This window comes from Actinomadura sp. NPDC048032, from assembly GCF_040653175.1.
Classification (GTDB): domain Bacteria; phylum Actinomycetota; class Actinomycetes; order Streptosporangiales; family Streptosporangiaceae; genus Spirillospora; species Spirillospora verrucosospora.
In genome coordinates, this window is sequence record NZ_JBEZJP010000247.1 from 1 (window position 1) to 11,783 (window position 11,783).

The window sequence follows — 11,783 nt, forward strand, 5'->3', positions numbered from 1 at the left end:
AGATCGACCTGGTGACACCCCCCGAGCCGCTGCCCCGGCTGCCGGTGGCCCGGGCCGTGTGGGCGCCCCGCCCGGACTTCCTCTAGACACCAAGATGACAGCCGTGTACGTTCGCAGAACCGCCGGGCGCAGGACCCGGTGGACGGAGGACCGTGTCGGTGAACGGGCCGACAGAACGGAGCCTGTTATGCGTCTCGGAACAGGGCCGCTGAACCGCCGTCGTTTCCTCGTCGCCGCGAGCCTGGCATCGGCTCTCGCGCTCACCGGATGCGGGACCGGAGACAAGCGGGGAGGCGGAGACGAGAAGTCGGTGGCGCTCGTCACCCCGCAGAAGGCCGGGGACGGAGGGCCGACCGACAACCTGATCGCCGGTCTGAACACGCTGAAGGCGGCCGGCTACACCACCCGCCACGTGGCCGCGCCCGACCCCTCCTCGCACGAGTCGACGCTGCGCAGCCTGGCCCAGTCGGGGACGCCGGTGATCGTCGTGTCGTTCTCGGACTTCACGCAGGTACTCAAGACCGTGGCGCCCGACTTCCCCAAGACCAGGTTCGTGCACATCTACTCCGACCCGTACAAGCCCGAGCTGCCGAACGTCCAGACGGTCTCGTTCGACACGCAGGGCCCCTCGTACCTGGCCGGCGTGCTGGCCGCCACCGTGTCGAAGACGGGCGTCGTGGGGTTCATCGGCGGAACCGCGATCCCCTCGCTGAACGCCGACTACCACGCCTTCGAGGCGGGGGCGAAGGCCACCCGCGCCGGCATCGCCGTCAAGAGCGCGTTCGTCGGGTCGTTCGGCGACCCGGTGAAGGGCCAGCAGATCGCCCAGACCATGTTCAACAACAAGGTCGACGTGGTCCTCGCCTACGCGGGCGGCTCCTCGGTCGGCGTCGTGAAGGCCGCCGACCAGGCCAAGACCTTCGTCATCTACGACAACGCGGAGAGCGCCCAGACCGCTACCAGCGTGATCGCGGTCGCGTCGCAGCACTACGGCGCGACCATGGCCAAGCGGGTGCTCACCATCGCCGACGGGACCTGGAAGCCCGGTGGCAGCGAAGCGGGCCTCGCCGACGACGGCACCTTCCTGGAACGCGCCAAGATGTTCCGGCCCGGCGCCGGGGCCCCGGACCTGGACTCGGCGTTCCAGAAGGTCGGCGAGACCAAGCAGAAGATCGTCGACGGTTCCGTCGACGTGCCCGTCAACACCGGCAACGTGTGAGCGGGCCATGCGAGCCCGATCACACGAGAGAACCGGACCCGCCGCGGCGGGCGGTCCGCAACGCGCCGGAGCACCCGTCACCTGCCAGGACGTCTCGGTACTTTTCGGTGACTTCTGTGCCCTCGACGGAGTCAGCGGGACCTTCGCACCGGGCAAGGTGCACGCCATCGTCGGCCAGAACGGCGCCGGCAAGACCACCTTCGCGCGGGTGCTGGCCGGGCTGGTCGAACCCTCCGGCGGCACCGTCCGGGTGGGAGAGCACCTGCTCGCCGGAGGGAACGTCGCCGAGTCACGCAGACAGGGCGTGGAGCTGGTTCACCAGCACTTCGCGCTGCCCTCGGACTTCACCGTCGCCCAGGCACTGGAACTGTTCAACGACGAGCGCCGCCCCCTCGGCGGCTTCTCCAAGGCCGCGTTGCACCGCAGGGCGCGGACGCTCCTGGAGGACGGGGGAGCCGCCGTCGCCCCGGACGCCCTGATCGGCAGGCTGCCGATCGAGACGATGCAGGCGGTCGAGATCGCCCGCGCCCTCGCCTCCGGCCCCCGCGTGCTGGTCCTGGACGAACCCACGGCGGTTCTGCCGCCACCCGCGATGCGCGGGCTGTTCGACCGGCTGCGCGACCTGGCCGCCGCGGGCCTGTGCGTGATCGTGGTGCTGCACAAGCTGGACGAGGTGTTCGCGGTCGCCGACACCGTCACCGCGCTGCGGGCCGGCAGGCTCGTCCTGGAGCCGACGCCCATCGGCGACCTGGAGCCGTCGGACGTCTCGCGGGCCATCATCGGCGACGCCTCGGCCAGGGAGGTGCCGACCGTCGCGAAACCCGCCCCGGACGCGCCGGCGGTGCTGAGCACGACCCGGCTGACCGCGCGGTCCGGGTCGCACGACGCGGCCGCGACCGACGTGTCGCTGGAGATCCGCGCAGGAGAGATCGTGGGGATCGCCGGCGTCGAGGGCAACGGGCAGCGCAGCCTCGTCGAGGCGCTCGTCGGGATGGCGCCGCTGCGCGGCGGGACGGTGTCCCTGGCCGGCTCCGACATCTCGGGGGCCTCGGTACGGCGGCGCCGCGACCGCGGCCTGCGCATCATCCCTTTCGAACGCAACGTGGAAGGGGTCAGCCTCAGCAGCGCCCTGTGGGAGAACCACGCCGCCCCGCGGCGCGTCGGGGACGGGTTGATGCTCGATCCGAGGGCCCTGCGGGAACGGTGCCGGGAGGCGCTGGACCGCTGGCGGGTCGCCTACCGGACCGAGACCCAGCCGGCCGGGAACCTGTCCGGCGGCAACGTCCAGAAGACCGTCCTGGCGCGCGAGATCACCGGTGACGTGCGGGTTCTCATCGCCGCGCACCCGACACGCGGGCTGGACATCGCCGCGGCCGGTGACGTGCGGGCGGCGCTGGTGGACGCCGCGGCGTCCGGCGCCGCCGTCCTCATCGTCAGCGCGGACCTGGAGGAGATGTTCGAGGTGTGCCATCGCGTACTGGTGATGTTCGCCGGGCGCGTGGTGGCCGAGTTCGACCGGCCGTTCGATCTGGATCGAGTGGGCGGCGCCATGGTGAGGGGTGAGGCCGCGTGAGGTTTCGGCCAAGGCCGGCCGCGGCCCGGCCCGTCGCGGTGATCGGTGTGTCCCTGCTGCTGGTCCTCGGCATATTCGCCCTGTCCGGCTATGACGTGGAGGCGATCATCGCGGGAACGGTCGACGGCAGCGTCGGCTCGCCGGCCGCATGGACGCAGACGATCCGCTGGGCCATTCCTCTGCTCATCATCGCGCTCGGAGTCGGGCTCGCCTTCCAGGCCGGCTACTTCAACATCGGCGCCCAGGGACAGATGTACGTCGGGGCGATCGGCTCGCTCGCCCTCGGCCTGGTGTGGCGGGACGGTCCCGTGCTCGTGGTGCTCCCGTGCGCCTTCGCGGTCGGGATCGCGCTCGGGGCGCTGTGGTCGCTGGTGCCCGGGCTGCTGCGGACGCGGCTCGGCGCCGATGAGGTCGTCACCAGCCTGATGATGAACTTCATCGCCGTGCTGGTCCTGGAGTGGGTCTGCACCGGCCCGCTGAAGAGCCGCGACGGCACGGGCCAGGCGGCCACGACCGATCAGCTGCCGGGGGCCTTCCGGCTCAGCGACGGCAGCGGAGTCTCGCCCGCCCTGCTGGTCCTGTGCGGCCTCCTCATGGCGGGCGCCGTGGTCCTGACCGGCCGCACGCGGCTGGGCCTGGAGATCCGCCTCGTGGGACGCAACCCGGTGATGGCGCAGTGGATGGGAATCCGTGCCTCCCGGGTCGGCCTGGTGGTCTTCGCGCTGAGCGGTGCGGCGGCCGGGCTCGCGGGCGCCGTCGAGGCCTACGGCCCGTCGGGCAGCCTGCGGGTCGGGTTCTCGCCGATGGTCGGCTTCATGGCGGTCATCGTGGCGCTGGTCGGCACGTTCGGTCCGCTCCGCACGCTGCTGGCCGCGGTGTTCTTCGGTGCGCTGCGCGCCGCCACGATCTACCTGCCGGTCGTGAGCGACCTGCCGCAGGCGGGTCTCGACATGCTCAACGGGATGGTCGCCCTGTGGATCACGGTCTCCACTGTGCCCGCCCTGCTCAGACGCCGGCGAACGCGGGCCGCGGCCCAGGCCGGTGATCCGCCGGGTGGGCCCGCCCACCGCGATCCGGAGGTGGTGAACTCCCGTGGCTGACTTCCTGGTGACCTGCCTGCAGGCCGCCACGCCCATCTGGCTGGCGGCGCTCGCCGGGCTGTTCGCCCAGCGCAGCGGCATCCTGCACCTCGGGTTGGAGGGGCTGATGCTCAGCGGCGCGTTCGTCGCGACCGCCACTGCCATCCGCACCGGGTCGGTTCTCGCGGCCGTGGGCGCCGCCATCGCCGTGAACCTGCTGCTGTCGCTGCTGTTCTGGGTGCTGGTCACGCATTTCAAGGCGAACGTGCTCATCGTCGGGCTCGGCCTGTCGATGACCGCCGCCGGTGCGACGGGCTACGCCCTGGTGGCCTTCTTCGACACCGAGGCTGCCATCGAGTCGCCCGTCGGGCTGCCGCGGCCGCTCGGCGCGGTCGGCGGGCCGCTCGGCGGCCTGTCGGTGCTGACCTTCGCGGCGTTCGGGCTGACCTGGCTGTCGTGGTGGACGATCCGGCGGACCCGGGCCGGGCTGAAGCTCAGCGCCTGCGGCAGCGACCCGTTCGCGGCGCGCAGCGCCGGCGTCCCGGTGGACCTCTACCGGATGGCGGCGCTGCAGGTCGCCGGGTTGCTGTGCGCGCTGGCCGGTACAGAGCTGTCGCTGGCCCAGGTGCGGTCCTTCTCCGACAACATCGCGCAGGGCCGCGGGTACCTCGCCTTCGCGGCGGTCCTGCTCGGTGGGGTGGCCCCGGTCGGGGTGTCGGTGGCGGCTGTGTTCTTCGGGTCCGCGCTGGCCTTCGGCATCCAGTCGCAGCTGGACTTCAACGGGGTCCTGCCGCCGCAGTTCGTGCTCATGCTGCCCTACGCGGCGACCATCGCCGCCATCTCGGCCACGGTCGTGATCAAGCGGCGCCGGGGAGAGCAGCCGGAAGTGATCATGGAGCGAACGCTGTGAGCCGGGTCGTCCTCGTCGGGGCGCTCGACACCAAGGGCGTCGAGTACGCCTACGTCCGGGACCTGCTGGCGGACGCCGGCCTGCGGCCGTTGCTGGTCGACGCGGGTGTTCGCGGGGAGCCGCGGATCCGGCCCGACGTGACCCGTTCGGAGGTGGCGCGGGCCGCGGGCCGTGACCGCCGTGAGATCGCCGCGCTCGCCACCCGGGCGGAGGCCCTGGCCGCCATGGCCGAGGGGGTGGCCGCCCTGCTGGGGTCCCTGCGAGACGCCGGCGAGGTGGACGCGGCCTTCGGCATGGGCGGTTCGGGAGCGCTGAGCGTGCTGGCGCCGGGATTCCGGTCCCTGCCGCTGGGCGTGCCCAAGATGATCGTCACCACGATGGCCTCCGGTGACACCCGTCCCCACGTGGGAGCCAGCGATCTGCTGCTGGTCCCTTCCATCGTGGACATCGCCGGGCTCAACACGGTGAGCCGCTTCGTCCTCGAACGGTCGGTGGCGATGCTGGCGGCCCAGTTGGGACGGCCGGTGCCGTCGGCGACGGGCGGCGACGGGAAGCCGATGGTGGCCGCCAGCATGTTCGGGGTGACGACCGCCGGCGTGTCGCGCGCCTGCCGGGTGCTGGAGTCACGAGGCCTGGACGTCCTGGTCTTCCACGCCAACGGGCTCGGCGGCAGGACGCTGGAGTCGCTGGCCGAGGACGGATGGCTGTCAGGGGTGCTCGATCTGACGACGACGGAGCTGGCCGACGACCTCGCCGGCGGCGTGGCGAGTGCGGGGCCCGGCCGCCTGGTCGCCGCCGGCCGGCGGGGGACCCCGCAGGTCGTGTCGACCGGAGCGCTGGACGTCGTCAACTTCGGGGCACCCGAGACCGTGCCGGAAGCGTACCGGGGGCGGCGGCTCTACTCGCACAACGCGACGGCGACGCTGATGCGCACCGATCCGCGGGAGGCCGCCGTCCTCGGCGCGCGCCTCGGCGCGAAGCTGTCGGCTGCGCGCGGACCGGTCGCGCTGCTGCTGCCCACCGGCGGGACGTCCGCCCTGTCGGAGCCGGGAGGCCCCTTTCGCCGGGGCGCACCATCCGGCGTTCCTGCCCCGCGCGTGGGCGCCGCTGCCGATGGCCGCCGCGGCGGCGACCGCCGCGGCGGCCGGCTGGGCGCTGCGCCGGTGGAGCGGGGCGGACGGGTGGACGGCCCGTCACCGGCTGGCCGCCGCGACCGGAGCGCTCGTCGCCCACACCGTCTTCGGCCTCGTCTCCCACACCCGCGATCCGCTCGACACGGCCGGCCTCGCGGTCATCGGAGCGGCGATGGTCCTGCTGCTTCACCGTCTCGACCTTCGGCTCGCCGCCGGTCCCGGAGCATCCGATAGCGCTTGGCCGCGGGCCGGTCGGTGAGCAGGTGCGGGCGCGCGCCCGTTCAGGCGGTGGGGGCGCCGAACCATTCGGCCATGGGGCCGCGCAGGCCGTCCTGGTCGTCGCCGACCCATGCCACGTGGCCGTCGGGCCGCAGCAGGGCCGCGGGGACGTCCAGTTCCTCGCTGGTGTCGGCGACGTGGTCGACGCGGTCCTCCCAGCCCGCGACCGACAGGCGGCCGGTCTGGTCGAGCAGCAGTCCGCGGCCGTCGTGCATCAGTTCGTAGAGGCGGCCCCGCTTCAGGACGACGTCCCGGAGCCTGCGGCCGACGAGGGGGTGCTCGCCGCCGAGGTCGTAGCGGATCCCGGTCGCGATGATCTTCTCGGTCAGGTGCCGGTTCACCTCGTCGAAGTCCATCAGCTCCGACAGCAGCCGCCGCACGGCCACGGGGCCCGGCTCGGTGGACAGCAGCTCCATCTGCACGCGGGTGTTGTCCAGGACGTCGGCCGCCACGGGGTGCCGTTCGGCGTGGTAGGTGTCCAGCAGTCCCTCCGGTGCCCGGCCGCCGACCTCGGCGGCCAGTTTCCAGCCGAGGTTGAAGGCGTCCTGGATGCCGAGGTTGAGTCCCTGGCCGCCGACGGGCGGGTGGATGTGCGCCGCGTCGCCGGCCAGCAGCACCCGCCCGACCCGGTAGCGCTCGACGAGCCGGGTGGCGTCGCCGAAGCGCGACAGCCAGCGGGGGGAGTGGACGCCGAAGTCGGTGCCGGCGACCGCCCGGAGGCGGCGCTTGAACTCCTCGAGCGTCGGCGGGGCCGAGCGGTCCTCGGCCACTCCCTCGGCGGGCACGATGACGCGGGTGACGCCGTCCCCGAGCGGTCCGATGCCGAACCGCTTCTCGGTCTCGCGGACCTCGGCCGTCACGGCGGCCATCTCCTCGGGCGGCGCGGTGGCCTGCATCTCGCCCAGGAGCGTGTCGACCCGGGTGGGCTCGCCGGGGAAGGCGACGCCGAGCAGCCTGCGGACGGTGCTGCGGCCGCCGTCGCAGCCGACGAGGTAACGCGCTCGCAGCCGCGTGCCGTCGGCCAGTTCGGCGGTCGCCCCGTCCTCGTCCTGGCTCACCCCGACGACCTCGCTGCCGCGCCGTATCTCGGCGCCGAGCTCGGCGGCGCGCTCGGCCAGCAGCCGGTCGGTGACGGGCTGCGGGATGCCGAGGACGTAGGGGTGGGCGGTGTCCAGCCCTTCGGGCGCGGGCTTGCGGATGGCGGCGAAGAAGCCGCCGACCGGGTACGTCTTGCCGTGCGCGAGGAAGCGCTCCAGCAGGCCGCGCTGGTCCATCACCTCGATGCTGCGCGCGTGCAGCCCGAGCGAGCGCACGAACGGCGCCGGCTCCTCGTCCTTCTCCAGGACGAGGACGCGCACCCCGTGCAGCCGCAGCTCGCCGGCCAGCATCATGCCGGTCGGCCCGCCGCCGACCACGATCACGTCGATCATGAAACCCCATTCACGAGAGTGGTTCTCGGCCGTCCCCCGGCGCGGGTCGCGCGCGCCGGTTCCCCGCGGATGCGCCGCACTGGTCGCGTCCCCGTTCACGCAGGTACTGGCCTCGGCCGACGATTCTGCGGCACGACGGGGGCCTTGCCGCAAGCCCCCCGGTCCGCTATAAGTTGAAAATGGAGGGGGCGCGTCGACGCCTTCCTCCTCCCGGATACCCAGGCCCGTGCATGTTGAGCACCGCCGCCGCACACCTCTCACCGCGCGTGCGGTGCGCCGCGTCTCCAGTCCGGTTCCGCGCCCACGCTCCGCCAGGTGCCACTTGCTTCATGGTCGACCTCAGCGCCGGCGCCTGTCCTGATTGATAATCTCAACGTTGAGATTGTCGCGGGAGGGCGGGACATGGCGGACGCGGTGGACGCGATCCTGGCGCAGTGGGGCCGCGAGCGTCCCGACCTGGACGTGTCGGCGATGGGCGTCGTCGGGCGGATCTCGCGGGCGCAGTCGCTGCTCGGGCGGGAGCTGAAGGAGTTCTTCGCCGCGCGGGGGCTGGAGAGCTGGGAGTTCGACGTCCTGGCGACGCTGCGGCGGCACGGCGCCCCCTACGAGCTGACCGCGGGTGCGCTGCTGCGGTCGGCGATGGTCACCTCGGGGGCGATCACCAACCGGATCGACCGGATGGAGGCCAAGGGCCTGGTGGAGCGGGTGCGCGACACCGGTGACCGCAGGTCGGTGCGGATCCGGCTGTCGCCGCGCGGCCTGGAGATCGTGGACGAGCTGGTCGGTCTGCACGTCGCCAACGAGGAGCGCCTGCTGGCGGCGCTGTCGCCGGACGAGCGGGGGCGCCTGGCGGCCGCCCTGCGGACGCTGCTGGAGTCGCTCGGCGATACGACCCTCGGCTCTGCGCCCGGCGAGCGCTGAGGTCCCCGGCCGCGCGCACGCGGGCGGTTCACGGCTCGGCGGCGGTCAGGTCGCGGATGGCGCGGGTGGCGCGGTCGGCGATGGCGGCCAGGTGGCCGGCGAGTTCGGGCGGGTCCAGCAGCGTGTAGTCGACGGGCAGCAGGGTGACGCGGTAGGCCAGGAAGCGCATCGAGTCCGACCGGGTGTGCAGGAGGCAGGTGCGGTCGTCGGCGGGTTCCAGGACGCCCTGCCAGGCGGTGACGTGCTCGGCGGCCTCCTCGATGGGGGCGTGCAGTAGCAGCCGCGCCCGGATCGTGCCCGAGCCGCCGGCCAGGGTGTCCATGGCCCAGGAGGCGGGGTCGGCGCCGCCGGGCAGGTGGAGTTCGGGGCCGCGCATGCCGGTGCGGTGCGGGTCGGTGACGCGGTCGGCGCGGAAGGTGCGCCAGGCGGCGCGGTCCTCGTCGTGGGCCACCAGGTACCAGCGGCGGCCGGCGGTGACGAGGCGGTGGGGCTGCGCCAGCCGGCGGGTGCCGCGCCCGTCGGCGGCGGTGTAGGTGAAGCGGATCTTCTCGCGGGCGAGGCAGGCGGCGGCGAGCAGCGCCAGGACGGCGGGGTCGGCGGGGGGCGGCGCGCCGTCCTGCGGGGGGAGGGGCACGGCGGCCTCGGTGAGGGCGGCGACGCGGTGCCGGAGCCGGTGGGGAAGGACCTGGTCGAGTTTGGCCAGGGCGCGCAGGGAGGCGTCCTCGATGCCGGTGACGGCCCCGGCGGCGGCGGTGCGCAGGCCGATCGCGATCGCGGTGGCCTCGTCGTCGTCCAGCAGCAGCGGCGGCATCGCGGCGCCGGCGGTGAGCCGGTAGCCGCCGGTGTTGCCGTGGGTGGCGTGGACGGGGTAGCCGAGGTCGCGCAGGCGGTCGATGTCGCGGCGGATGGTGCGGGCGGTGACGCCGAGCCGCGCGGCCAGTTCGGTGCCCGACCATTCGCGGGGCGTCTGCAGGAGGGACAGCAGCTGGAGCAGCCGTCCGGACGGATCACGCATGCCGTCCATCCTGCCGCGCCAATAGGACCTTGGGTGACCTATTGGCCGTCTAGCGTTGCCTGCATCGGGTCGGAACGTCCGGTTCCGATGGATCGGAGGCACGACATGCTGCGGGGATTCGCCACCATCAACTTCTGGGCGGACGACGTGGAGGCGGCCAAGGACTGGTACGCCGAGCTGCTGGGGACGCAGCCGTACTACCGCGTCGCGGGCCCGGACGGCCGTGCCGCCTACTACGAGTTCCGGGTGGGCGACTACGAGCACGAGCTGGGGTTGGTCGACGCCCGGTTCCGTCCCGGGGGGCCGCCGGCGGGTCCGGGCGGGGCGGTCATGTTCTGGCACGTGGACGATCTGGAGGCGGCGGTGGAGCGGCTGCTGGCGATGGGCGCGGCGCTGCACGAGAAGATCACCGAGCGGGGCGAGGGCACGGGGTTCGTGACCGCGTCGGTGGTCGACCCGTTCGGCAACGTGCTGGGCGTGATGACCAACCCGCACTACCTGGAGGTGCTGGCCGGGAAGCCGGCTTGACGGCGAGGCCCCGGCAGCGGGGTGGAGGCTGCCGGGGCGTGCCGTCGGGCACCTGGGTGCCCGGTCACTTCGTCGTCCGGGGGTGCGGGGTCAGGCGGCCGGGGCGGGCTCGTGGCCGCCGCCGCGCTGCCGGGTGATGACGGCGAAGCGGTTGGTGGCGTTGATGAGGGCGATGAACGCCACCAGGGCGGCGAGCTGGTCGTGGTCGTAGTGCTGGGCGGCGTCGGCCCACGCCTCGTCGGTGACGCCGCCGGCGCCGTCGGCGATGCGGGTTCCCTGCTCGGTCAGTTCCAGGGCGGCGCGCTCGGCGTCGGTGAACACGGTCGACTCGCGCCAGGCCGCGACCAGGTTGAGGCGGGTGGCGGTCTCTCCGGCGCTGGCGGCGTTCTTGGCGTGGACGTCGGTGGCGTAACCGTCGCCGTTGATCTGGCTCGCGCGCAGCATCACCAGGTTCTGGGTCGCGGCCGGCAGCGCCGACTCGTTGATCAGCACGGGGGCCGTCGCGCCGTAGTGCCCCAGGGCCTTGGCGACGACAGGGCTGCCGAACAGGTTCACACGGGTTTCCATGACTGGGTCCTCACTGGTGTGGTGCGGGCCGCGCGATCGTCGGCGCGGCATCGGACGACCATGGAGATGCCGGTGGCCCGACGTCTGTGACGGGCGGGCGATGTGGTGCAGGCCACACGCCGGGGCTGTCACAGACGGGCGGCGGCCGGCACCTTTCTGCGTGTGACACGATCAACCGCGAAAGGCGGAGCGACGACGATGAGCGAGCACAGCGAACCGGCCGTGGACGCGGCCACCGCGGCGTTCGTGGCGCACCGCAACCTGCTGTTCACCGTCGCCTACGAGATGCTGGGGTCGGCCGCCGACGCCGAGGACGTCCTGCAGGAGACGTGGCTGCGGTGGGCGGACGTCGACCTGGAGCAGGTGCGCGACCGGCGCGCCTACCTGGTCCGGATGACCACGCGTCAGGCGCTCGGCCGGATGCGCACGCTGCGCCGCCGCAGGGAGTCGTATGTCGGGCCCTGGCTGCCCGAGCCGCTGCTGACCGCGCCGGACGTGGCCGAGGACGTGGAACTGGCCGACAGCGTCTCGATGGCGATGCTGCTGGTGCTGGAGACGCTCGCGCCGACCGAGCGGGCGGTGTTCGTGCTGCGCGAGGTGTTCGACCTCGGCTACGACGAGATCGCCGAGGCCGTCGGCAAGACGCAGGCCGCGGTCCGCCAGATCGCCCACCGGGCGCGGGCGCACGTCGCGGCCCGCCGTCCGCGCGGGGCCGTCTCTCCGGCCGAGACCCACGACGCGCTCAGGGCGTTCCAGCGGGCGGTCGAGAGCGGCGACCTGCAGGGCCTGCTCGACAAGCTCGCTCCGGACGTCGTCCTGCTGGGCGACGGCGGCGGCGTCGTCCAGGCCGCGCTGGAGCCGATCGTGGGCGCCGACGCGGTGGCCCGCGTGCTGGCCACCGGGCGGCTGAGCACGATGGTCGCGGCGGTGCTGGAGCCGGTGCAGGTCAACGGCTACCCGGCGCTCGTCCTGCGCGTCGAGGGCGAGGTCGACACCGTCCTCGCGGTGCGCATGGACGACGGCCTCATCACCGGCCTGTACGCCGTGCGCAACCCCGAGAAACTGTCCTGGGTCGAGCGGGAGACCGCGCTGCGCCGGTGACCCTGATCCCGGCCGCGCGGCGTCGGCC

General features: G+C 73.4%; 12 protein-coding genes. 9 read left to right on the forward strand and 3 right to left on the reverse strand.

Annotation, left to right across the window (positions count from 1 at the left end):
- Window positions 1-11: 11 nt before the first annotated feature.
- The 6 genes from AB0C69_RS26985 to AB0C69_RS27010 all read left to right on the forward strand — a co-directional run bounded on the left by AB0C69_RS26985 (window position 12) and on the right by AB0C69_RS27010 (window position 6,148).
- A complete protein-coding gene (locus AB0C69_RS26985; RefSeq protein ID WP_360358017.1) occupies window positions 12-86 on the forward strand; it encodes a hypothetical protein in 75 nt (24 codons plus the stop codon).
- Between the two features lie 101 nt (window positions 87-187).
- On the forward strand, window positions 188-1,219 hold the full coding sequence (locus AB0C69_RS26990; protein WP_360358001.1) for a BMP family ABC transporter substrate-binding protein: 1,032 nt from the start codon (window positions 188-190) through the stop codon (window positions 1,217-1,219).
- Window positions 1,220-1,226: 7 nt separating this feature from the next.
- Complete coding sequence (locus AB0C69_RS26995) at window positions 1,227-2,792, forward strand: ATP-binding cassette domain-containing protein (protein ID WP_360358002.1); 1,566 nt, start codon at window positions 1,227-1,229, stop codon at window positions 2,790-2,792.
- Entirely contained in the window at window positions 2,789-3,892 is a 1,104-nt protein-coding gene (locus tag AB0C69_RS27000) for an ABC transporter permease (RefSeq protein ID WP_360358004.1), read from the forward strand. Before AB0C69_RS26995 ends, AB0C69_RS27000 begins: the two co-directional genes overlap by 4 nt.
- Window positions 3,885-4,781 (forward strand): ABC transporter permease, encoded by an 897-nt coding sequence (locus tag AB0C69_RS27005; protein ID WP_360358006.1) that lies wholly within the window; start codon window positions 3,885-3,887, stop codon window positions 4,779-4,781. Before AB0C69_RS27000 ends, AB0C69_RS27005 begins: the two co-directional genes overlap by 8 nt.
- Entirely contained in the window at window positions 4,778-6,148 is a 1,371-nt protein-coding gene (locus AB0C69_RS27010; protein WP_360358008.1) for a Tm-1-like ATP-binding domain-containing protein, read from the forward strand. The genes AB0C69_RS27005 and AB0C69_RS27010 overlap by 4 nt, the downstream gene beginning before the upstream one ends.
- 47 nt (window positions 6,149-6,195) lie before the next feature.
- Here AB0C69_RS27010 and rox read toward each other — a convergent pair whose 3' ends face one another.
- A complete protein-coding gene (rox, locus tag AB0C69_RS27015) occupies window positions 6,196-7,623 on the reverse strand; it encodes a rifampin monooxygenase (RefSeq protein ID WP_345181853.1) in 1,428 nt (475 codons plus the stop codon).
- Window positions 7,624-8,025: 402 nt separating this feature from the next.
- Between rox and AB0C69_RS27020 the strand changes: the two genes are divergently transcribed.
- Window positions 8,026-8,544, forward strand: coding sequence for a MarR family transcriptional regulator (locus AB0C69_RS27020; protein ID WP_345181851.1), 519 nt, complete (start codon window positions 8,026-8,028; stop codon window positions 8,542-8,544).
- 28 nt (window positions 8,545-8,572) lie between these two features.
- Here the strand turns inward: AB0C69_RS27020 and AB0C69_RS27025 are convergent, their stop codons facing one another.
- A complete protein-coding gene (locus AB0C69_RS27025; protein WP_360358011.1) occupies window positions 8,573-9,559 on the reverse strand; it encodes a WYL domain-containing protein in 987 nt (328 codons plus the stop codon).
- Between the two features lie 105 nt (window positions 9,560-9,664).
- On the opposite strand from AB0C69_RS27025, the gene AB0C69_RS27030 reads away from it, so the two are divergent.
- On the forward strand, window positions 9,665-10,087 hold the full coding sequence (locus AB0C69_RS27030; RefSeq protein WP_360358013.1) for a VOC family protein: 423 nt from the start codon (window positions 9,665-9,667) through the stop codon (window positions 10,085-10,087).
- A 90-nt stretch (window positions 10,088-10,177) separates the two neighbouring features.
- Here the strand turns inward: AB0C69_RS27030 and AB0C69_RS27035 are convergent, their stop codons facing one another.
- The gene (locus AB0C69_RS27035) at window positions 10,178-10,654 is read right to left on the reverse strand and encodes a carboxymuconolactone decarboxylase family protein (protein WP_360358014.1); all 477 of its coding nucleotides are present in this window, start codon (window positions 10,652-10,654) and stop codon (window positions 10,178-10,180) included.
- Window positions 10,655-10,852: 198 nt separating this feature from the next.
- Here AB0C69_RS27035 and AB0C69_RS27040 point away from each other — a divergent pair, with 198 nt between their 5' ends.
- Complete coding sequence (locus AB0C69_RS27040) at window positions 10,853-11,755, forward strand: RNA polymerase sigma-70 factor (protein ID WP_360358015.1); 903 nt, start codon at window positions 10,853-10,855, stop codon at window positions 11,753-11,755.
- Window positions 11,756-11,783 lie beyond the last annotated feature (28 nt).

Coding starts and splice junctions, on each gene's coding strand:
- AB0C69_RS27030 (WP_360358013.1), top strand. CDS start 9,665: ATGCTGCGGGGATTCGCCACCATCAACTTCTGGGCGGACGACGTGGAG.
- AB0C69_RS26990 (WP_360358001.1), top strand. CDS start 188: ATGCGTCTCGGAACAGGGCCGCTGAACCGCCGTCGTTTCCTCGTCGCC.
- AB0C69_RS27035 (WP_360358014.1), bottom strand. CDS start 10,654: ATGGAAACCCGTGTGAACCTGTTCGGCAGCCCTGTCGTCGCCAAGGCC.
- AB0C69_RS27020 (WP_345181851.1), top strand. CDS start 8,026: ATGGCGGACGCGGTGGACGCGATCCTGGCGCAGTGGGGCCGCGAGCGT.
- AB0C69_RS27040 (WP_360358015.1), top strand. CDS start 10,853: ATGAGCGAGCACAGCGAACCGGCCGTGGACGCGGCCACCGCGGCGTTC.
- AB0C69_RS26995 (WP_360358002.1), top strand. CDS start 1,227: ATGCGAGCCCGATCACACGAGAGAACCGGACCCGCCGCGGCGGGCGGT.
- rox (WP_345181853.1), bottom strand. CDS start 7,623: ATGATCGACGTGATCGTGGTCGGCGGCGGGCCGACCGGCATGATGCTG.
- AB0C69_RS27025 (WP_360358011.1), bottom strand. CDS start 9,559: ATGCGTGATCCGTCCGGACGGCTGCTCCAGCTGCTGTCCCTCCTGCAG.